The organism is Arthrobacter sp. 10T416, assembly GCF_056394165.1.
The window spans coordinates 124,703-144,069 of record NZ_JBFTHI010000003.1; the positions used below are offsets into that span (position 1 = coordinate 124,703).

At 68.3% G+C, this 19,367-nt stretch carries 22 protein-coding genes; 14 read left to right on the forward strand and 8 right to left on the reverse strand.

The genetic code is table 11. From position 1 onward, the window contains the following. Positions 1-113: 113 nt before the first annotated feature. Positions 114-275, reverse strand: a complete 162-nt coding sequence (locus tag AC1DBE_RS05760; protein WP_476969909.1) for a hypothetical protein — start codon at positions 273-275, stop codon at positions 114-116. Positions 276-438: 163 nt separating this feature from the next. On the opposite strand from AC1DBE_RS05760, the gene AC1DBE_RS05765 reads away from it, so the two are divergent. Both AC1DBE_RS05765 and AC1DBE_RS05770 read left to right on the forward strand, forming a co-directional pair. After that, a complete protein-coding gene (locus AC1DBE_RS05765) occupies positions 439-1,275 on the forward strand; it encodes an alpha/beta fold hydrolase (protein ID WP_476878565.1) in 837 nt (278 codons plus the stop codon). 269 nt (positions 1,276-1,544) lie between these two features. After that, positions 1,545-2,021 carry a hypothetical protein gene (locus AC1DBE_RS05770; RefSeq protein WP_476969910.1) on the forward strand — a complete coding sequence of 159 codons (477 nt, stop codon included), beginning with the start codon at positions 1,545-1,547 and terminating at the stop codon, positions 2,019-2,021. 139 nt (positions 2,022-2,160) lie between these two features. Here the strand turns inward: AC1DBE_RS05770 and AC1DBE_RS05775 are convergent, their stop codons facing one another. Both AC1DBE_RS05775 and AC1DBE_RS05780 read right to left on the reverse strand, forming a co-directional pair. Continuing rightward, positions 2,161-2,835, reverse strand: a complete 675-nt coding sequence (locus AC1DBE_RS05775) for a uracil-DNA glycosylase (RefSeq protein ID WP_476969911.1) — start codon at positions 2,833-2,835, stop codon at positions 2,161-2,163. 4 nt (positions 2,836-2,839) lie between these two features. Beyond that, positions 2,840-3,142, reverse strand: coding sequence for a helix-turn-helix transcriptional regulator (locus AC1DBE_RS05780; protein WP_476969912.1), 303 nt, complete (start codon positions 3,140-3,142; stop codon positions 2,840-2,842). 66 nt (positions 3,143-3,208) lie between these two features. On the opposite strand from AC1DBE_RS05780, the gene map reads away from it, so the two are divergent. The 5 genes from map to AC1DBE_RS05805 all read left to right on the forward strand — a co-directional run bounded on the left by map (position 3,209) and on the right by AC1DBE_RS05805 (position 6,064). Further along, the gene (map, locus tag AC1DBE_RS05785) at positions 3,209-3,994 is read left to right on the forward strand and encodes a type I methionyl aminopeptidase (RefSeq protein WP_476969913.1); all 786 of its coding nucleotides are present in this window, start codon (positions 3,209-3,211) and stop codon (positions 3,992-3,994) included. Positions 3,995-3,998: 4 nt separating this feature from the next. Then, the gene (locus tag AC1DBE_RS05790) at positions 3,999-4,160 is read left to right on the forward strand and encodes a hypothetical protein (protein ID WP_476878570.1); all 162 of its coding nucleotides are present in this window, start codon (positions 3,999-4,001) and stop codon (positions 4,158-4,160) included. 31 nt (positions 4,161-4,191) lie between these two features. Then, complete coding sequence (locus tag AC1DBE_RS05795) at positions 4,192-4,992, forward strand: hydroxypyruvate isomerase family protein (protein ID WP_476969914.1); 801 nt, start codon at positions 4,192-4,194, stop codon at positions 4,990-4,992. A gap of 78 nt (positions 4,993-5,070) precedes the next feature. Next, on the forward strand, positions 5,071-5,550 hold the full coding sequence (gene bcp / locus AC1DBE_RS05800; protein ID WP_476878572.1) for a thioredoxin-dependent thiol peroxidase: 480 nt from the start codon (positions 5,071-5,073) through the stop codon (positions 5,548-5,550). Between the two features lie 79 nt (positions 5,551-5,629). Next, complete coding sequence (locus AC1DBE_RS05805) at positions 5,630-6,064, forward strand: DUF6855 family protein (protein WP_476878573.1); 435 nt, start codon at positions 5,630-5,632, stop codon at positions 6,062-6,064. Positions 6,065-6,109: 45 nt separating this feature from the next. Here the strand turns inward: AC1DBE_RS05805 and AC1DBE_RS05810 are convergent, their stop codons facing one another. Continuing rightward, positions 6,110-6,958, reverse strand: coding sequence for a class I SAM-dependent methyltransferase (locus AC1DBE_RS05810; RefSeq protein WP_476878574.1), 849 nt, complete (start codon positions 6,956-6,958; stop codon positions 6,110-6,112). Positions 6,959-7,094: 136 nt separating this feature from the next. On the opposite strand from AC1DBE_RS05810, the gene AC1DBE_RS05815 reads away from it, so the two are divergent. The 3 genes from AC1DBE_RS05815 (at position 7,095) to purM (ending at position 10,341) form a co-directional block, all read left to right on the forward strand. After that, on the forward strand, positions 7,095-7,424 hold the full coding sequence (locus AC1DBE_RS05815; RefSeq protein ID WP_476969915.1) for a hypothetical protein: 330 nt from the start codon (positions 7,095-7,097) through the stop codon (positions 7,422-7,424). Positions 7,425-7,501: 77 nt separating this feature from the next. Further along, on the forward strand, positions 7,502-9,175 hold the full coding sequence (gene purF, locus AC1DBE_RS05820; protein ID WP_476903216.1) for an amidophosphoribosyltransferase: 1,674 nt from the start codon (positions 7,502-7,504) through the stop codon (positions 9,173-9,175). Then, the gene (gene purM / locus AC1DBE_RS05825; protein ID WP_476903217.1) at positions 9,172-10,341 is read left to right on the forward strand and encodes a phosphoribosylformylglycinamidine cyclo-ligase; all 1,170 of its coding nucleotides are present in this window, start codon (positions 9,172-9,174) and stop codon (positions 10,339-10,341) included. Before purF ends, purM begins: the two co-directional genes overlap by 4 nt. A 29-nt stretch (positions 10,342-10,370) precedes the next feature. Here purM and AC1DBE_RS05830 read toward each other — a convergent pair whose 3' ends face one another. After that, positions 10,371-11,150, reverse strand: a complete 780-nt coding sequence (locus tag AC1DBE_RS05830; RefSeq protein ID WP_476969916.1) for a VOC family protein — start codon at positions 11,148-11,150, stop codon at positions 10,371-10,373. A 129-nt stretch (positions 11,151-11,279) separates the two neighbouring features. Next, positions 11,280-11,513 (reverse strand): DUF3073 domain-containing protein, encoded by a 234-nt coding sequence (locus AC1DBE_RS05835; protein ID WP_476878584.1) that lies wholly within the window; start codon positions 11,511-11,513, stop codon positions 11,280-11,282. 337 nt (positions 11,514-11,850) lie between these two features. Between AC1DBE_RS05835 and AC1DBE_RS05840 the strand changes: the two genes are divergently transcribed. Beyond that, positions 11,851-12,882 (forward strand): hypothetical protein, encoded by a 1,032-nt coding sequence (locus AC1DBE_RS05840; protein ID WP_476969917.1) that lies wholly within the window; start codon positions 11,851-11,853, stop codon positions 12,880-12,882. A gap of 131 nt (positions 12,883-13,013) precedes the next feature. Then, the gene (locus tag AC1DBE_RS05845) at positions 13,014-13,316 is read left to right on the forward strand and encodes a DUF4193 domain-containing protein (RefSeq protein ID WP_476878580.1); all 303 of its coding nucleotides are present in this window, start codon (positions 13,014-13,016) and stop codon (positions 13,314-13,316) included. Positions 13,317-13,352: 36 nt separating this feature from the next. Here AC1DBE_RS05845 and AC1DBE_RS05850 read toward each other — a convergent pair whose 3' ends face one another. Next, on the reverse strand, positions 13,353-13,586 hold the full coding sequence (locus AC1DBE_RS05850; protein ID WP_476969918.1) for a hypothetical protein: 234 nt from the start codon (positions 13,584-13,586) through the stop codon (positions 13,353-13,355). 184 nt (positions 13,587-13,770) lie between these two features. Here AC1DBE_RS05850 and AC1DBE_RS05855 point away from each other — a divergent pair, with 184 nt between their 5' ends. Both AC1DBE_RS05855 and AC1DBE_RS05860 read left to right on the forward strand, forming a co-directional pair. Then, entirely contained in the window at positions 13,771-14,703 is a 933-nt protein-coding gene (locus tag AC1DBE_RS05855) for an ABC transporter ATP-binding protein (protein ID WP_476878582.1), read from the forward strand. Between the two features lie 5 nt (positions 14,704-14,708). Continuing rightward, positions 14,709-16,046 (forward strand): ABC transporter permease, encoded by a 1,338-nt coding sequence (locus tag AC1DBE_RS05860; protein ID WP_476969919.1) that lies wholly within the window; start codon positions 14,709-14,711, stop codon positions 16,044-16,046. A 74-nt stretch (positions 16,047-16,120) separates the two neighbouring features. Here the strand turns inward: AC1DBE_RS05860 and clpB are convergent, their stop codons facing one another. Beyond that, a complete protein-coding gene (gene clpB / locus AC1DBE_RS05865; RefSeq protein ID WP_476969920.1) occupies positions 16,121-18,790 on the reverse strand; it encodes an ATP-dependent chaperone ClpB in 2,670 nt (889 codons plus the stop codon). Between the last annotated feature and the right edge of the window lie 577 nt (positions 18,791-19,367).

The window sequence follows — 19,367 nt, forward strand, 5'->3', positions numbered from 1 at the left end:
CACGCACGACGGCGGACGCGGCGGTCCGCCGTCGTCGTATTACGGAGCCGGCGCCGGCGCCCGCAACCGGAACGCACCACCGGCGCCGGCGCCGGCGCCGGCGCCGTCGCCGCCTAGCGGCTGAACAACTTGGCGAAGAAGCCGGTCTTCGGCTCGTCCTCGTGGCCCTTGCAGCGGTCCGCCGCCTTCACACCGCGCATGACGTGGTCGACGTGCTGGCCGCAGCCGGCCCAGGTGGTTTTTCCGCACTTCTTGCATGCAACTGCCTGGCACATTGTGGGCTCCTTTTATCGGGGGTTCGTTGCTCAACTATACCCCTGGGGGTATTGGTGGCAAATTCGTGGAACACCCTGTCCGCCGGCGGCGTTGGTTCCTTACAGTGGGTCCCACCGCCGGGACGCATGTACTGACGTCAGACCGTACCGAGAGGACCGCTTCATGGCACACATCAAGGTTGGAACCGAAAACAGCACCGACGTCGAGCTTTACTACGAGGACCACGGCGCCGGCCAGCCCGTGGTGCTGATCCACGGCTATCCGCTGGACGGGTCATCCTGGGAGAAGCAGACCACCGCACTCCTGGCCGCCGGCTACCGCGTGATCACGTACGACCGGCGCGGGTTCGGCCGCTCCAGCAAACCCACCGACGGCTACGACTACGACACCTTTGCCGCCGACCTGAACACCCTGATGACGGACCTGGACCTCAACGACGCCGTGCTGGTCGGATTCTCGATGGGCACCGGCGAAGTGGGCCGCTACCTGGGCACCTACGGCTCGCAGCGGGTGGCGAAGGCCGCGTTCCTGGGCTCACTGGAGCCCTACCTCCTGCAGACCGAGGACAACCCGGACGGCGTTCCGCAGTCCGTGTTCGATGGGCTGCTCGAAGCGGTCACGGCAGACCGCTACGCCTTCTTTACCGACTTCTTCAAGAACTTCTACAACAGCGACACCTTCCTGGGCACGCCCCGGCTCAGCGAGGAAGTCATGCGCGCCGGCTGGAACCTCGCCACCGCCGGCGGCCCGACGGCGTCCGTGGCCGCGCAGCCCACCTGGCTGACCGACTTCCGCGGGGACATCCCGAAGATCGACGTCCCGGCACTGATTGTGCACGGCACCGCCGACAATATCCTCCCGATCGACGTCACCGGCCGGCGCTTCGCCAAGGCCCTGCCGGACGCCGACTACGTGGAGATCGACGGCGCCCCTCACGGGATGCTCTGGACCCACGCCGCGGAGGTCAACGAGGCCCTGCTCGGGTTCCTGGCGAAGTAGCGAACCGGCGCTCCGGACCCGGTCCGGCCATCCCGCGGCGCTATTCCGAATGCGCCGCGGGGGCTGGCGCGCGGGCGCGGTCAGGCGCACGATTAACGTACCGGGAGTGCCTGGAGCACCCGGACCTGCACCCGCATTTAGCACGGGTGAGCTAATCGATTCTGGACGGTGGTGCCGCCGCGGCTGCGGCGTCCCTTCGGCGTGATCGTGACCGGCGCACGCCGTCCGACACTGAAGCACCGCATCCTCCAGTAGGAGCACCAAAGGAAATGTCCACCACTACCCCAACAGCAAGAAAATCCCGGCCCCGATCGGCCAGGTTTGCCCTGGCTTCGGCCCTCACCCTGGGTCTCATCGGAGGACCGGTAGCCCTAGCAGCACCGGCCGACGCCTCGACCGACTTCCGTGGCTGCACCGTGGATCCGCTGACGCCTACCGAGCGCCACCACTGGGTCGATTTCCGCATCGAGGTTGACTGCAAGGACCACAGGAGCGTTCAGATCAGGCAGCTGCGCTTTGAGGAAGAGCATGGCCGCCGGCACGACGACTTCCTGGGCCGGTCCGTCTTCTGGGAGTCCTTCAACCGCCGCGACGACTCGGTCACCATCCACAGCTACGACCGCGTCCATGACCGCCGTGGCAGCGAAAAGGTGTACCAGCTCGTCTCGTTCCGCGTCCGCAGCGGAGACCACTGGTCCAACTGGACCCACTGGGAAATGAGCGAGGTGGCAACAATCGGGCACTGAGGAACCGTCCGACGTCGGGCCACCGGTCCGGCGGCTGCCATCGCGCACCGGCAAGCCGGGGAATCCCCCGGCTTGCCTGCGTGTGCCCGGTTGCCGCGTCCCCGAGCTAGCGGGCCTGCCCCCGGCCCGCCGGACCGGCCTATCTCGCCGCGCCTGCCGCCATCAGTTCCTCCAGGCCCCGCTTGAACCCGGACCGTCCGCCATGGGCCGGGTGCCTGATCTTCGGCACGTTCAGGCCGTTGCGCTGCAGGCTGCGGTGCGCCACGTTTCCCACCGCCACCACCGTCTCGATCCCGAACAGCTCCCGCAGCGCCTGCCAGAACGGGGCGCCGAGCGCCGCCTCGGCCGCCGTGGGGGTGCGGTTGGACAGCGGCCGGCCGGGGACGTGGGTGTGCCAGGGGCAGGCGCTCCAGAGAAGCGGCAGGATGCCCACCTCGGCCAGGACCTCCCACATCACGGTGGCAGTGGGCTCCGCCGCGATCCCGGCAGCGTCCGCCGGCAGCACGTAGCCCCTGCCCGGACCGAACAGGCCCAGCGGATTGACCGGGCCGGCCAGGATGGTGCGGCTGGTAAAGGGAACCCCGGTAATCCTCATGCCCCTGAACCCGGGGGCCTCTCCCAGCAGGAGCACGGTGGGCGCGCGGTCCAGCATTTCCTGCAGGTAGAGGGCCAGGTTCCGCCGGCGCAGCGCGTTCGCGGCAGAGGTGTGGTCGAAGAAGTTGGTACAGCCGGGGCCCGTCTTCACCGCGGCGAGACGGCGGACAAAGTCCTCGATCGAGGGCGCGATCACGCCGTGCCCGGACTCTAAGTCCACCGGATCAGGAAGCCAGCCGGTCATGCCCGCCGCGGGGGCCGCAGGCCGCGTCGGCAGCCCGTCCGGGACCGTTGACCTCGGCCCACACCGCGTCCAGGGAAAGCCCCAGGACCTCGGCAATCGCGGCGATGGTCGGGAACGCGGGGGTCGCCACCCGGCCGGTCTCGATCTTGCGGAGGGTTTCCGGTGAAACCCCGGCGTCGAGCGCGGTCCGGAGCATGGAACGCTGGCCCCTGGCCCGGCGCAGCAGAACCCCGAGGCGCTCTCCGCGCTCAACCTCTTCGGATGTGAGTGGCAATCTGACCATGGACCCAATTGTAGTACCGGGATAATATGGCCGGGATAGTTATTGGAGAAATGAAGCGAGGCGCGCATGATCGAGATCCTGAACCAAACCGAACTGGACCGGGCCAGGGACTCCGGGGCGCTGGTCGCCACCATCCTGCAGACGCTGAAGAACCGCACCTTGGTGGGCACGAACCTCCTCGAGATCGACCGCTGGGCCCGGGAAATAATCGCCGGCGCCGGCGCCGACTCCTGCTACGTCGACTACGCGCCCTCCTTCGGCCGCGGGCCGTTCGGCCACTACATCTGCACGGCCGTCAACGACGCCGTCCTGCACGGGCTCCCCCACGACTACGCGCTGGCCGACGGGGACCTGCTGACCCTCGACCTCGCCGTCTCCAAAAAAGGCATCGCCGCGGATTCCGCCATCAGCTTCCTGGTAGGCGGCTCACGGCCCGCGGCCAGCGTCGCCATGATCGACGCGACCGAACGCGCCCTGCAAGCCGGGATCGCCGCGGCCACGCCCGGGGCCCGCATCGGCGACATCGCGCACGCCATCGGCACGGTCCTCACGGAGGCGGGGTACCCGATCAACACCGAGTTCGGCGGCCACGGCATCGGATCGACCATGCACCAGGACCCGCACGTGCCCAACACCGGGCGGCCGGGACGCGGATTCCAGCTGCGCCCGGGGCTGCTGCTGGCGCTCGAGCCGTGGGTCATGGCGGACACGGCCAAACTCGTTACGGACGCCGACGGCTGGACACTCCGCAGCGCCACCGGCTGCCGGACCGCCCACAGCGAGCACACCATCGCCATCACGGACGGCGCCGCCGAAATTCTCACCCTCCCGGCCCCGGGGTTGCTAGCCTGAGGCTGTGAAGTACGAGTCGCTGTGGATCGGGATGCTGGTTGGCGCTGCCATCGGCTTCGCCGTCGGCGTGGCCACCGTCGACAAACCGTTTACCGGGCTGCTGATCGGCCTGGGAATCGGCGCCCTGGTGGGACTTGCGGCCCGGAAAGATCCCCGAAAACGGTAGGGCTTCCCCGCTCGCCCGGAAGGAACCCGCTATGACCTATGCCGTGAACTGCTCCATCATGCTGGACGAGCTGCCGCTGCTGGAACGGCCCGCAGCGGCGAAAGCAGCCGGGTTCGACGCCGTCGAATTCTGGTGGCCCTTCGAGGCTTCCGTCCCGGGCGACGCCGAAATCACCCGGTTCGAACGCGCGGTCACCGACGCCGGCGTCCAGCTCTCCGGCCTGAACTTCAACGCCGGGAACATGCCGGGAGGCGACCGCGGCCTGGTCTCCTGGATCGGGCGCTCGGCCGAGTTCCGGGACAACATCGACGTCGTTGCCGGGATCGGCGGCCGGCTCGGCTGCACGTCCTTCAACGCCCTCTACGGAAACCGCCTTCGCGGACACGCCCCGGAGGCCCAGGACGAACTCGCCGTCCAGAACCTCGCGGCCGCGGCCGCCGGCGTTGCCCCGATCGGCGGAACCGTGCTGCTCGAACCCGTCAGCGGCGCCCCCGATTACCCGCTGCTTACCGCCCACGACGCCGTCCGGGTCATCGACCGCGTCCGGCAGGAAACCGGCGCGGCCAACATCAAACTGCTCGCCGACTTCTACCACCTCGCCGTCAACGGCGACGACGTCGGCGCCGTCATCGACAGGCATGCCGCGGACTTCGGCCACGTCCAGATCGCCGACGCGCCCGGCCGCGGCGCCCCCGGAACAGGGACCCTGCCGCTGGAACGGTGGATCGCCCGCAGCCGTGAACTCGGTTACCGGGGCAGGATCGGCCTGGAGTACAAGGCCTCCGCCGCGACGGCCTTCGACTGGGCACTGCGCCAGCCGACACCCCGCTGACCGCGGACGGAATACGGCATCCGCGCCCGGTGTTGTGCACCACAGACACGTTTCCATCAGCCCCGCGAAGGACCTCCCATGAGCCAGAACCTCACTGTTAAGCTTCAGCCCGGAACGCCGGCCCCCGATTTCACGCTGCCGGACGCCGAGGGCAAGCCGGTGGCGCTGGCTGACTACCGCGGCAAGAACGTCATCGTCTACTTCTACCCGCAGGCCGCCACCCCGGGCTGCACCACCGAAGCCTGCGATTTCCGCGACAGCTTGTCCTCCCTGCAGGGCTCCGGCTATGAGGTCCTGGGGATCTCCCCGGATGCCCCCGAGGCCCTGGCGCACTTCACCGGCGACTTCGCACTGACCTTCCCACTGCTCGCCGACGAGGACCACGCCGTGGCCCTCGCGTACGGTGCGTGGGGCGAGAAACTGGTCCGCGGCGAGATCACCGAGGGCATCGTCCGCTCCACCGTGGTCCTGGACCCGGAGGGCAAGGTCAAGCTGGCGCAGTACCAGGTCAAGGCCGACGGGCACGTCGCTGCGCTGAAGGAAGAGCTGGGCGTCTAGGCCCTCGCGCCCGAGAGGGTGCAGTGGGTAGGCTCGGTCCCATCAGCCGGCAAAGGACCCTACCGAAGGCGGTCAGCACGTGGCATCTGGAACCAAGCAGGATCCCTGGGAGCTCAAGACGGCCTCGGGAACGTCCGAATACACGATGTACAAGGATGAACAGGCCGATCCCCCGGCCCTCGTCTGCCAGGTGGGCTCCACCACGCTGAAGTACCACCTGCGCGCCATCGAAGACCTGCAGCTGTGGCTGATGGAAAAGGACGACTGGGTCCCTCTGGGCGCCTCGGACGAGAACAAACCGGCCACCGACGGCACCGTCGAGGCGTGGGGACGCGATCCGGAAAACCCCGTCGGCGGGTGGTACGGGCTGCGGAAGGGATACCGCGGCCGCTTCGGGATGTACCTGCCGCCGCTGCTGGAGGCGCTGGGCCTCGCGGAACTCACCCATGAGGCCCGCAACAACTCCGTGCGGGCCATCATCGCCGACGCCTCCGGGCCGGCGGTCCCGGCCTAGCCGTTCCGCCCTAGAAACCCCGACGCTCCTGCCAGGGAGCCTGAGTCACCCGCGGGTGCCGGTGACGATGGTCGCCGTCGAGCGCATCCTGACTGCGCCCTGGTGCTCGTACCGGCCCAGCATATGGAACACGTCGGACCGGATCAGCGCCCGGGCCTCCCTGTCCGCCTTGGCCAGGCCTGTCGCGACCGTGGTGGCGATGTCGATCATGAACTCCCAGTAACTCTCCGGGGAGGCATGCACCAGATCGGTGCTGACCGTCCGCTCCGTCACCTGCCCCAGGCCTGCGTCCTGGAACATCCGGGTCATAAACCCCGGCGCGGCGCACCGGAACAGGCCCGGCAACTCCGCCGCCGGGCGGGGCAGTTCCGTGTGCTGGGCGAGGGTGCCCAGAATGAGGCTCGCCCACGGGTTGGCGGCGGCCCGGCCCCACACGGCGGCGCTGATCCGGGCGCCCGGCCTGGCCGTCCGCACCATCTCTCCGAGGGCGGTCCGCATCTCCGGGAAGAACATCAGGCCGAAACGGCACAGGACGGCGTCGAAGCTCCCGTCCTCGAACGGCAGGTCGGCGGCATCGCACACCCGGAAACTGACGTTGGTGACGCCACGGGCCGCTGCCTTCTCCTCTGCGACGTGCAGCATGCCGGCGGAAATGTCGGCCAGGACCACGTCCCCGCCGGGAACCAGGGCCGCGGCGCTGAGCCCGGGCTCGCCGGAACCGGCGGCGACATCCAGCACCCGGAAATCCGGCCTGAGCGCGGCGTCCTCGAGCATGGCCTCGCCGAACGGGCTGTGCCAGTCCAGCAGTTCCGCATCCCATTTTTTCCAGCCGGCCGCGAACTGGTCCCAGATGATGCGCTGCCGGTCACGGAGGCTGTCCGCTGCAACTGACATGGTGTGTCCTCATAAGTCCGGACCGCACCCTCCCCCACCACATAGTGTGCTCCGCGCCGTGCATTCCCGCTAGGGGTTTTCCGGGCCTACGGTGGCGGCGGAAGTCCGTGCTCCGCGGGGCAGTAGGCTTAACGGCATGGCTCCTGAAGACACCCCCGTTGCGCCCGAACGCCGCTCCGTCACCGTCCGCCGCGCTCCGAAGTACGTGCCGTTCCTGATCCTAGGCGGACTGCTGGGCGTGGTTGTGGCCGCCGTCATCGCATACGGCGTGCCCAGCAGCGACGAGGGCTACGACGCCAACTCCGTCTTCGGCTTCTTCCTGACATTCTGCATCGCGGGCGGCGCGATCCTGGGCGCCGTCGTCGCGCTGGTGCTGGACCGGCTGAGCGTCCGCCGCGCCGAGCACGCCGTCGTTGAATCCGTCCCGGATTCCGAGCCGGACACCGACGACGGGAACCCCGCCTGACCCAACAGGCAACCGGCCGGAAGGTCACAATCGGGCGGCCGGAAAAGTCCTAGCGCACAACGTGAGATAATCGACCAGTGGCACGCGGCGATGGAAAACTTTCTCATGATCTTCTCTCTGGCGAAAAAGGCCCGCAGGACGCATGTGGCGTCTTCGGGGTCTGGGCTCCCGGCGAAGAAGTAGCAAAACTCACCTACTACGGGCTGTACGCGCTGCAGCACCGCGGTCAGGAGTCGGCTGGTATTGCCACCAGCGACGGCAAGCGGATCAACGTCTACAAAGACATGGGCCTCGTGTCCCAGGTCTTCGACGAGACCACGCTGAACACCCTGACCGGGCACCTGGCCGTCGGCCACTGTCGCTACTCCACTACAGGCGCGAGCCACTGGGCCAACGCCCAGCCCACCCTCGGCGCGACCGCCACGGGCACCGTCGCCCTGGCGCACAACGGCAACCTCACCAACACCGCCGAGCTCAAGGGCATGATCGAGGAGCGCAACGGCGGCCAGCTCAGCGGCGAAATGAAGCAGGGCAACACCTCTGACACCGCCCTGGTCACCGCTCTCCTGGAGGGCGAGGAGGGCAAGTCCCTCGAACAGACCGCCCTGGAACTGCTGCCCGTCATCAAGGGCGGCTTCTGCTTCGTCTTTATGGACGAGGGCACCCTGTACGCCGCCCGCGACACCTACGGCATCCGCCCGCTGGTTCTGGGCCGGCTGGAACGCGGCTGGGTGGTCGCCTCCGAACAGTCCGCCCTCGCCACGGTGGGCGCGAGCTTCATCCGTGAGATTGAGCCCGGCGAATTCATCGCCATTGACGAGCACGGCGTCCGCTCGCAGCGCTTCGCCGAGCCGACGCCGGCCGGCTGCGTGTTCGAATACGTCTACCTCGCCCGGCCGGACGCCGCGATCGCCGGCCGTTCCGTCTACGAATCCCGCGTGGAAATGGGCCGCCAGCTGGCCCGGGAGAACACCCAGGAAGCGGACATCGTCATTCCGGTGCCCGAGTCCGGCACCCCGGCCGCCGTGGGCTACGCCGAGGAATCCGGCATCCCCTTCGCGCACGGCTTCGTCAAGAACGCCTACGTGGGCCGGACGTTCATCCAGCCCTCCCAGACCCTGCGCCAGCTCGGCATCCGGCTCAAGCTCAACGCCCTGGAGTCCGTGATCCGCGGCAAGCGTGTGGTGGTGGTGGACGACTCGATCGTCCGCGGCAACACCCAGCGCGCCATTGTCCGGATGCTCCGCGAAGCCGGGGCCGCCGCCGTGCACGTGAAGATCTCCTCCCCGCCGGTGAAGTGGCCCTGCTTCTACGGCATCGACTTCGCCTCCCGCGCCGAGCTGATCGCCAACGGCGCCACCATCGACGAGATCTCCCAGGCCATCGGCGCCGACTCGCTGGCCTACATCTCCGAGGACGGCATGATCGGCGCCACCCGGCAGCCGCGCGAACGCCTGTGCACCGCGTGCTTCACCGGCCAGTACCCGATCGAGCTCCCCGGCGCGGACAAGCTCGGCAAGAACCTGCTGGAACGCACCGACCTCGGCGGCCTGCCCGCTGCCCGTTCCGCGGCGCCCGGCGCCTCGGCTGCCGCTGCGGACGCCGCCATCCCCGCCGACGAGGACCCTGCCGAGAAGGCCGGTGCCACCGGCTGCGATCCGGGACCCGACGCCGAATTCGAACAACTGCTCACCGACGCCGACCGCGTACCCGCCGACAAGCTTGATGCCGACAAGAAAGAGCCAGTATGACTTCCGCCTCCCCGGCCGCTGACACGAACAACGCCCCGAACACCGGCATCACGTACGCCTCCGCCGGCGTCGACGTCGAAGCAGGCGACCGCGCCGTCGAACTGATGAAGGACGCCGTCAAGGCAACCCACAACTCCTCCGTGATCGGCGGCGTCGGCGGGTTCGCCGGCCTCTACGATGTCTCGAAGCTGCTGACCTACAAGCGGCCGCTGCTGGCCACCTCCACCGACGGCGTGGGCACCAAGGTCGCCATCGCCCAGGCCATGGACATCCACGACACCATCGGGTTTGACCTGGTGGGCATGGTGGTGGACGACATCGTGGTGGTGGGCGCCGAGCCGCTGTACATGACCGACTACATCGCCTGCGGCAAGGTGGTCCCGGAGCGGATCGCCGACATTGTCCGCGGCATCGCGGCCGCCTGCTCGGTGGCCGGCACCGCCCTGGTGGGCGGCGAGACCGCCGAACACCCCGGCCTGCTGGGCGAACACGAGTACGACGTCGCCGGTGCCGCCACCGGTGTGGTCGAGGCCGACGCCCTGCTCGGCCCGGAGCGGGTCCGCGCCGGCGATGTGGTGATTGGTATGGCCTCCTCCGGCCTGCACTCCAACGGCTACTCGCTGGTCCGCCGCGTGGTCAACCACGCCGGCTGGGCGCTGGACCGCCACGTCTCCGAGTTCGAGCGCACCCTGGGCGAGGAACTCCTGGAACCCACCCGCGTCTACGCCGCTGACTGCCTGGACCTGGCGCGCGCCTTCCCGGTGGACGGCTCCGCCGCCGGCCGTGCCGTCCACGGCTTCAGCCACGTCACCGGCGGCGGCCTGGCCGCCAACCTGGCCCGCGTCCTGCCGCAGGGCCTGCTGGCCACCGTGGACCGCGGCACGTGGGAGCTTCCCCCCATCTTCAAGCTGGTCTCCGAGCTGGGCAACGTCCCGCTGGCCGACCTCGAGCGCACCCTCAACGTGGGCGTGGGCATGGTCGCGATCGTCTCACCGGAAGCCGCCGACGCCGCCGTGAACCACCTCAATGCCCGCGGCCTGCCCTCCTGGGTCATGGGAACCGTCGGCGAGAACTCGGATTCGGTTGTGAAGACCGGCCCGGATTACGTGCAGGGCGCCAAGGGCGTCGACGGCGGTGCCGTCCGGATGGTCAACGCCTACGCATAAGCGCCTGCTACACCCGATCGAGTGCTGAATCAGGCCTCGAGCAGGCTGAACACGCCGCCCTGCGGGTCCCGGAGGGTGGCGATGCTGCCGCCGTCGTCGCTGCCGTCCGGTTCGACCAGGACCTCGGCGCCGGCGGACCGCGCGGCCGCCACGGCTTCGGCGACGTCGGCGACACCGAAGTACACCTGCCAGCCCGGTTCGAGGTTCCGTTCCGCCGTGGGAACGGTGGCAATGCCGGCCACCTCGGCGCCGTCCACCATCAGGGTCGTGTACGTGCCGCCGTCGTCCTGGGGGTATTCGGTGACCTCGTGGCGGAACAGCTGCTGGAAGAAGCCGACGGCGGCCTGCGGCTCGGGCGTCAGCAGCTCCACCCAGGCCAGGGCGCCGGACTCCTCGCTGCGTGCGGTCCCGAAGTGGCTGCGTGCCTGCCAGGCGCCGGTGGTCCCCCCGCCGGGAGGCGCGAAGAAGACCATCACGCCGGTGTCCCCGATGCTCTCCGGGCCGAACTCCAGCGCCCCGCCGGCGTGCGGCACTTCGGCGGCCAGGTCCGCGGCGTCGTCAACGGCGAAGTAGACGTTCCACTGGCCCGGTGCACCGGCCTCCTGCTGCCGGGGGTTCTGCGGCGCGATCACCGCCACCAGGTCCTGGCCCAGGAACGCCTGCGCGTAGCTGCGGCCGTCAGGGGTGGGCAGGTCCTCGTACCGCCAGCCGAGGACGGCCGCGTAGAACTCCTTGGCCGCAGCCACGTCCGCTGTCTGGAGGTCCGTCCAGCAGACCTCCCCTTCGGCAAACCCCGTTCGAATGGCCATGGGCGTCCTTCACACTAGGTTGGATGCAAAAAACCCGCCGGGCACACCCCAAAGAGGATGTGGCCGGCGGGCCTGAAATCGTGTGGTTGGCAATCCGTGCACTGGGCACCCTGCCGGAAGAAGCGTCGACTAACCTATCCGACGCGAGTCAACCTCGTCGTCGTCCTCTTCCACATCGTCCGCGTACTTGTCCACGTAGGCCGAATAATCCGGCTCCGCCGGCTCACTCGAAAAACGACTCGGCGCACGACCTTCGGAGCTCTTGAGCTCACGCTGAAGTGCGGTGTAGTCAGTGTTCGGGGAATAGTACTTAATATCCCGAGCCTGCTTGGTAGCTTTTGCCTTTTGACGGCCGCGCCCCATGGCGTGACCCCCTTTTGTACTCGGACCGGAGGTGGTCACCATTGGCGTTAGTGAGGCCCCGGAATGTTTGGTCAATTTGTCGTACACCTAGATTACATGCTTTCGGCAATCACTGCTTGCCAGTAGGGCGTCTGTGGACAGTGTCAAGGGTCGCATCCGGACCGCCCTGCCGCCGGTTTCGCCCCGGGCTCTCACCCGCCCGGCGCGCGGGGCACCGTACCGTCCGCATGCGGTCCGGCCCGCTTCTTCGATAGAGTCTCATGATGGGCTCACGGAAACGGCGCCCGACGCCGGACCTTCACCCCGGCCCAGACGCACGGAAGAGGTGCATTCCCGAGTGACCGACAAGCCTGAAGGCGACCAGAACGCCAGGCTCGGCGATGCCGGAATGCCTGACGCCCGGCACCCGGACGCGGCCGGCGAACGGCCCGCCCAGCCCGCCCCGCCGCACGCGCCTTCCTTCTATATCCCGCCGCGCCCCACGGCTCCGCCGACGTCGGCCGTGCCGGTAGTCCCGAGCACGGATTCCCCGGTTGCCGGCGAGGCAGCACCGGCAGCCCGCCGGGAGGCCACGCAAACCCGGACTGCCGATTCGACGCCGGCACCGGCGCAAACCCGGACCCGCCCCGACAGCGGGCGGCCGCCGTCGGACGCGCCCGCTGGTAGGCCGACCGTCAAACCGTCGAACCGCAAGAGCCCTTCGGGCGCCTCGCAGCTCGGCAAACTCTTCGCGGCCCGGGCTGCCCAGCTCAAGACCGGTGACCTCGGGCCCCGTGCCCGGAGGCTGGGCGGCAGGGTGGGCGCCGGAACGCAGCAACTGGGACGCACAGCCCTGGCGGGAGCCCAGCGGCTGGGTCCTGCGAAAGTGGTGGCCGCGCTGGCCGCCGTCGTGGTCCTGGGCCTGCTGATCTGGTGGCTGACGTCGCTGGGCGGCACCACCCAACAGTCCGACGCCGCCGCGCCGGCCTCCGCCTCCGCAGGGGCCTCATCCGCCGCAACCCGCGGCCCGCTGCCGCTGGAAGGCGTCAACCCGATGGACTTCCGGCTGGGTGACTGCTTCAAGGACTTCGACGCGAGCGCCCCGACCTCCACCGTGGTGCCCTGCACCACCGGGCACTCCGCGCAGCTGGTGGCCGTGGAGCGTTACGCTGACGGCGACTCCTATCCCGGCCGCGAATCGCTGAAGAAGAAGGCCCTCGACACCTGCAAGGCCGCGCCGCTGACCGACAAGTCCAGCGACTACCAGTTCAGCTACAAACTCGCGTATCCCAGCTCCTCCAGCTGGGGCACAGGCGACCGGCGGGTGGACTGCTATTTCGTCGCCGACGGCGGGAACCTCATCAAGGAATCCCTGATCCCGCGCCTGTAGGGGCTGCTACGCCGGGACCTGTGGCTGCGGAAGCGCAGGCACACCGGCGCGCCCGCCCCATCTGACAATGCCCGGCGCCCCAATGTCCGGTAGGGTCCAGTCCGAACCATCGTCCAGAGAGAGAAGTTACCGTGGCAGCTGACTACGACGAAGTGAAACCCGACGTCGCGGAATCCCGCAACGCCTCCCTCGAGGCCCTGAAGGAAGCCAACTCCCCCGACGCGCGGAGCGTGGTCCTCGAACTTGAGGAAACGGACACGGTCGACGGCGTCGAACTCCCGGGTGCCGACCTCTCCAACGAAGAGCTCATCATCCACGTTGTTCCCCAGGCCGAGGACGAGTTCACCTGCTACTCCTGTTTCCTGGTCCGGCACCGCTCACAGATCGCCCGGGAGAAGAACGGCCACGCCTACTGCGTGGACTGCGAGGCCTGAGACTCTTCGGGGCTGCCCCGTCGCTGCCTGACGGAATCAGGGGCTGCCCGCGTTTTTGCCGGCGGTCCGTAGCAGGCGTTCCAGCAGGACCAGCCGTGCGGCCCAAAAAATCAGTAGTCCGGCGCCAGCGGCCAGCAGCAGCACGTCGGGCCAGCTGAAGCCCCGCTCAGCGAGCCGGAACCACGCCGGGCCGCCGACCGTGGTCGCAATAAACATGCCCAGCCATGCCGACAGTCGCGTGCCGTAACGTTCGGTTGGCGTCTTCCCCATCAGTTCCCCCAGCATCGGCGATATGGCCAGTGCTTCCACCCTAGGGCACGGGCCGGACGGCCGCACCGGCATTGGTCGGGCACCGGTTTTGGTCGGCGGTCGCGCGGGCGCGCGTCCGACACCCCGCGCAGCACGCGTCTATCCCCTAAGCCCGGGAACGCGGACCTGCGGTTAGGCTGGTGCCATGACGTTGGGGGACGCGGCCTCGGAGCCGCTTGTGCACATACAAGACTTCCGGATGGACTTCGGGGACAAGACCGTCATCAAGGATCTGTCCTTCGATGTCCGCGCCGGGGAAACGTTCGGGTTCCTCGGCAGCAACGGCTCCGGCAAAACCACCACGCTCCGGGCCCTGCTGGGCATCTACCAGCCCACCGCCGGGACCCTGCACATCGGCGGCAAGGTCTTCGCCCCGCGCGACGGCGCCCGCCTGGGCTACCTGCCCGAGGAGCGCGGCCTCTACAAGAAGGAAGCCGTCCTGGACGTAATGGTCTACTTCGGCCGGCTCAAGGGCCTCACCAAGGCCCACGCCAAGGCCTGGTCCCGGGACTACCTGGAGCGCGTGGACCTGGGCGACAAGGCGGCCACCCGGTTGGACAAACTTTCCGGCGGCCAGCAGCAGAAGGTGCAGCTGGGCGTGACCATCATGAACGATCCCGAGCTGCTGATCCTGGACGAACCCACCAAGGGCTTCGACCCGGTCAACCGGCGCCTGCTGATGGACATCATCGAGGAACAAAAACTCGCCGGCGCCACCGTCATCATGGTCACCCACCAGATGGAAGAGGTGGAGCGCCTCTGCGACCGGGTCATCCTGCTCAAGGACGGCACCGCCCGCGCCTACGGCACGGTCGCCGAGGTCCAGGAACAGTTCGGCGGGACCCTGTACCGGCTGTCCTACTCCGGCGCACTGCCCTCCTCCCCGCTGTATGACATCGTCACCGACGACGGCGGCAGCGCCGAGCTCTCGCCCCGACCCGGCGGCGACGAGGCGACCGTCCTGCGCCACCTGATCGACGTCGGCGTCGCCGTACGATCCTTCACCACCGCGCGCACCTCCCTCGAGGAAGTCTTCATCAAGGTCTACGGCGAACACCACGAACTGGCAGGGGTCTGAATCCGATGACGCAGCACAGCCCGGCACCCCAGCACACCCCGGCCCCGGAAGCCTCCGGCCCATCCGCCGCCCAGGACACCCCGGTGGCCGTTCCGAAGCGTCCCTTCGCCCGGCACAACCTCGGCACGGTCGTGGAGTTCGAATTCACCCGCACCCTGAAGAAGCGCGGCTTCTGGATTGCCACCCTGGCCATCCCGGTGGTGATCGCGATCGTGTTCGCCCTGGTCTACCTGAGCAACTCCTCGTCCTCGGCCAGCGCCGATGCTCAGAAGACCGCTTCCATGTCCTTCACCTACACCGACGACTCCGGACTGATCGTCCCGGAGATCGCCAAGGCCATGGGCGGGAAGAAAACTTCGGATCCCGGCCAGGCGCTGCAGGACGTGAAAAAGGGCCTGAGCGACGCCTACTTCGTGTATCCCGCCGAGCCGGCCAAGCACGCCGTGAAGGCCTTCGGCTCGGACAGGGGGATCTTCGAGAACAACAAGTACGACGCCGTTGCCAAGCAGCTCCTGACCGCTTCGGCGCAGGCCAAAGTCGGCTCGCCGCAGCTAACGGCCGCGGCCAGCGGGGACGTCAAGACCGAGACGAAGACCTACAAGGACGGCCAGCTCACCGGCGGTTTCGGTTCCGCGGTGCCGCCCCTGCTGTTCTTGGTCATCTTCTACGTCTCGATCATCCTGCTTTCGAACCAGATGCTCAGCAGCACCCTGGAAGAGAAGGAAAACCGGGTCACGGAGATGATCCTGACCACCCTGAACCCCACCACCCTGATCCTCGGGAAGGTCGCCGCCCTGTTTATGGTCGGCCTCGTCCAGATCCTGGTCTTCCTCACCCCGATCGTCGTCGGGTTCGTCTTCTTCCGGGACAAACTCGCCATTCCCGACCTTGACCTGTCCACCATCAGTTTCGAGCCCGGAACCATGATCGTGGGCGCCCTCCTGCTGTTGGGCGGCTTCACGGTCTTCACCGGCGTCCTCGTTGCGATCGGCGCCGTTATGCCCACCACCAAAGAAGCCGGCACGATTTTCGGGCCGTTGATGGGGCTGATCTTTGTGCCGTTCTACGCGATCAGCCTGATCATCTCCGACCCCCATGCGCCGATCGTGCAGATCTTCACGTACTTCCCGCTCTCCTCACCGATCACGGCCCTGCTGCGCAACGCGTTCGGCACCCTCAGCCCGGTCGAATCCGCGGTGATCATCGCGGAGCTGTTCATCACCGGGTTCCTGGTCCTCCGGCTGGCCGCGCACCTGTTCCGGTTCGGCTCCATCCACTACTCCGGCAAACTCTCCATCGCCGGGACGTTCCGGAAGCGCAGCAGCACCGCACCCGCCAAGTAGCCGGCTCCGGCCGGATGCAACGAAGGGCTGCCCGCCGGCACAATCCGGTGGGCAGCCCTTCGGCGTCGTTGGTGTTAGTCCTTGCGGCGGACGGAGAGTCCACTGCCGGTGGCGGCCCCGCCGTTGGGCCGGGCCGAGGCGTCCGGGCCGCCCATGGTCAGCTCCAGAAGGTCAGGCGCGGTGTCCACCAGGACCGTGTCGCCGTCGGCGATCTCGCCGGCGAGAATGGCCTTGGCCAGCCGGTCGCCGATCTCCCGCTGCACCAGGCGGCGCAGCGGACGGGCGCCGTAGGCGGGGTCGAAGCCCGTCACGGCCAGCCAGGCGCGGGCGCCCTCGGTAACCTCCAGGGTGAGCCTGCGGCCCTTGAGCCGGTCGGCCAGTTCCTTGACCTGCAGCTCCACGATCTCGGCCAGCTCCTCGACACTGAGTGGATCGAAGAGCACCACCTCGTCGAGCCGGTTGAGGAACTCCGGCTTGAACGAGGCGTGCACGGTGGCCATCACCGCGTCGCGCTTGGCCGCGGAGTCCAGGTGCGGGTCCACGAGGAACTGGCTGCCCAGGTTGGAGGTCAGGACCAGGATCACGTTGCGGAAGTCCACGGTGCGGCCCTGGCCGTCGGTGAGGCGGCCGTCGTCGAGCACCTGCAGGAGGATGTCAAAGACCTCCGGGTGGGCCTTCTCCACCTCGTCCAGCAGGAGCACGGAATACGGACGACGGCGGACGGCCTCGGTCAGCTGGCCGCCTTCCTCGTAGCCGACGTAGCCCGGGGGCGCACCCACGAGCCGCGCCACGGAGTGCTTCTCCGAGTATTCGGACATGTCGATCCGGACCATCGCCCGCTCGTCGTCGAACAGGAAGTCCGCCAGGGACTTGGCGAGCTCGGTTTTGCCGACGCCGGTGGGGCCCAGGAACAGGAAGGACCCGGTGGGCCGGTTGGGGTCGCTGATTCCGGCCCGGGCGCGGCGCACGGCGTCGGACACCGCGGTGACGGCCTTGGCCTGGCCGATGAGCCGCTCGCCGAGGACATGCTCCATCTCGAGCAGTTTCTGGCTCTCGCCCTGCAGCATGCGGCCGGCGGGAATGCCGGTCCAGGCGGAGATCACCTCGGCGATGTCATCCGCGGTGACCTCATCGGCCACCATCAGGTCCTGCTTCGCGCCGCCGCCGGCGACCCGCGCCGATTCGGCCTCGGCGGCCGCGTTGAGTTCGCGTTCCAGGGCCGGGATCTCGCCGTAGAGCACGCGCGACGCCGTTTCCAGGTCGCCCTCGCGCTGGGCCTTGTCCGCCGCGGAGCGCAGCTCGTCCAGCTTGGCTTTGAGGTCACCGACGTGGTTCAGGCCAGCCTTTTCCGCTTCCCAGCGGGCGTTGAGCCCGGCCAGCTCTTCCTTCTTGTCGGCCATGTCGGCCCGCAGCGCGGCCAGACGCTCCACGGCTGCGGCGTCGGTCTCGCCGGCCAGGGCGAGCTCCTCCATGGTCAGCCGGTCCACCTGGCGCCGGAGCTGGTCGATCTCCTCCGGCGCGGAATCGATCTCCATCCGCAGCCGGGACGCGGCTTCGTCGACGAGGTCGATCGCCTTGTCCGGCAGCTGCCGCCCGGTGATGTACCGGTTGGACAGGGCCGCGGCCGCAACGAGCGCGGAGTCCGCAATGGCGACCTTGTGGTGCGCCTCGTAGCGCTCCTTGAGGCCGCGCAGGATGCCGATAGTGTCGTCCACGCTGGGCTCGCCGACGAAGACCTGCTGGAAGCGGCGTTCCAGGGCTGGGTCCTTTTCGATGTTTTCGCGGTATTCGTCCAAGGTGGTGGCGCCGATCAGCCGGAGCTCGCCGCGGGCCAGCATGGGCTTGAGCATGTTGCCGGCGTCCATGGAGCTGTCACCGGAGGCGCCCGCCCCCACCACGGTGTGGATCTCGTCAATGAAGGTGACGATCTGGCCCTCGGAGCTCTTGATTTCCTCCAGGACGGCCTTGAGCCGCTCCTCGAATTCACCGCGGTACTTGGCGCCGGCCACCATCGAGGCCAGATCCAGCGCGATCAGGGTTTTGCCGCGCAGGCTCTCCGGGACATCGCCGGCGACGATCCGCTGGGCCAGTCCCTCGACGACGGCGGTCTTCCCGACGCCGGGCTCTCCGATGATCACGGGGTTGTTCTTGGTGCGGCGGCTGAGGACCTGGATGATGCGGCGGATCTCGGCGTCGCGCCCGATCACCGGATCCAGTTTCCCGGAGCGGGCGATCGCGGTCAGGTCGGTGCCGAATTTCTCCAGCGCCTGGAAGGTGTTTTCGGGATCGGCGCTGTCCACCTTGCGGTCTCCGCGCACGCCCGGCAGCGCCGCGACGAGCGCCTCGTGGGAGGCGCCGGCCTCGCGCAGGAGGTGTCCGACGTCGTCGTTGCCCGAAGCCAGGCCCAGGAGCAGGTGCTCGGTGGAGACGAAGCTGTCGCCGAGGCGCTCCGCCTCGTTCTGGGCGTTCTTGATTGCCTGCAGTCCGCTGCGGGAGAGCTGGGCCTGCTGCACGCTGCCCCCGGAGCTGGAAGGGAGGGCCTTGATGGCGGTGCTCGCCTGGACGCTGACGGCGTCGGGGTCGGTGCCGGTGGCCCGCAGAAGCGCGACGGCCACGCCCTCGCGCTGGTCCATGAGCGCTTTGAGCAGATGCGCGGGTTCGAGCTGCGGGTTGCCAGCGGTCGAGGCGTTCATGGCGGCCGCGGCGAGAGCCTCCTGGCTCTTGGTGGTGAATTTGGCGTCCAAAGAGGGCTCCTTCCGGGATGAGACTAGCGTCAAAGTTGAGTGTATCTCGCTCAACTTTGGATTTGACCTCTTTTGCACCATGTTTGCCCACGGCGAAACTGCTGTCTAGGGGCGGGGGGTGGAGGGGGTGCGGGGGGTGGGGCCGGGGTGGGGCCGGGCGTGCGTCGCAAATTGCACATGTCCCGGGATGAACCCTGACGGACATGCCCATCCTTCGGACGCCCCTATGGACATGTCCACTCGCGGGACCGAGTGAAGTGCATGCCCTGCGGCCGCCCAAATCGCGTCCGGACATGCCCGTCGCTGATCCCACCGGATGGACATGCCCATCCTTGGCGCCAGCCGATGGACATGACGAGTACCTACTGGGTTCCCCGATGGACATGCCCATTCTTCGCCCGGAGCAGTGGACATATTCCAGATATGTCCACTGGCCGAACCCTGGACCGGGCATGTCCGTCAAGGGCCCTGAACGATGAGCGTGTGCGACGAGGCTGCCCGCTAAGAATGAGCCTGTCCATCCCGGGGCGGTGAAGATGGGCCTGTCCGTCTGGGGCCCAGGAAAATGGGCATGTCC

Excerpts from the sequence above, each read along its gene's own strand:
- AC1DBE_RS05770 (WP_476969910.1), top strand. The coding sequence starts at position 1,545 with ATGTCCACCACTACCCCAACAGCAAGAAAATCCCGGCCCCGATCGGCC.
- AC1DBE_RS05835 (WP_476878584.1), bottom strand. The coding sequence starts at position 11,513 with ATGGGGCGCGGCCGTCAAAAGGCAAAAGCTACCAAGCAGGCTCGGGAT.
- AC1DBE_RS05830 (WP_476969916.1), bottom strand. The coding sequence starts at position 11,150 with ATGGCCATTCGAACGGGGTTTGCCGAAGGGGAGGTCTGCTGGACGGAC.
- AC1DBE_RS05780 (WP_476969912.1), bottom strand. The coding sequence starts at position 3,142 with ATGGTCAGATTGCCACTCACATCCGAAGAGGTTGAGCGCGGAGAGCGC.
- AC1DBE_RS05860 (WP_476969919.1), top strand. The coding sequence starts at position 14,709 with ATGACGCAGCACAGCCCGGCACCCCAGCACACCCCGGCCCCGGAAGCC.
- AC1DBE_RS05815 (WP_476969915.1), top strand. The coding sequence starts at position 7,095 with ATGGCTCCTGAAGACACCCCCGTTGCGCCCGAACGCCGCTCCGTCACC.
- purM (WP_476903217.1), top strand. The coding sequence starts at position 9,172 with ATGACTTCCGCCTCCCCGGCCGCTGACACGAACAACGCCCCGAACACC.
- bcp (WP_476878572.1), top strand. The coding sequence starts at position 5,071 with ATGAGCCAGAACCTCACTGTTAAGCTTCAGCCCGGAACGCCGGCCCCC.
- map (WP_476969913.1), top strand. The coding sequence starts at position 3,209 with ATGATCGAGATCCTGAACCAAACCGAACTGGACCGGGCCAGGGACTCC.
- AC1DBE_RS05850 (WP_476969918.1), bottom strand. The coding sequence starts at position 13,586 with ATGGGGAAGACGCCAACCGAACGTTACGGCACGCGACTGTCGGCATGG.
- AC1DBE_RS05855 (WP_476878582.1), top strand. The coding sequence starts at position 13,771 with ATGACGTTGGGGGACGCGGCCTCGGAGCCGCTTGTGCACATACAAGAC.
- AC1DBE_RS05810 (WP_476878574.1), bottom strand. The coding sequence starts at position 6,958 with ATGTCAGTTGCAGCGGACAGCCTCCGTGACCGGCAGCGCATCATCTGG.
- AC1DBE_RS05765 (WP_476878565.1), top strand. The coding sequence starts at position 439 with ATGGCACACATCAAGGTTGGAACCGAAAACAGCACCGACGTCGAGCTT.
- AC1DBE_RS05795 (WP_476969914.1), top strand. The coding sequence starts at position 4,192 with ATGACCTATGCCGTGAACTGCTCCATCATGCTGGACGAGCTGCCGCTG.
- AC1DBE_RS05760 (WP_476969909.1), bottom strand. The coding sequence starts at position 275 with ATGTGCCAGGCAGTTGCATGCAAGAAGTGCGGAAAAACCACCTGGGCC.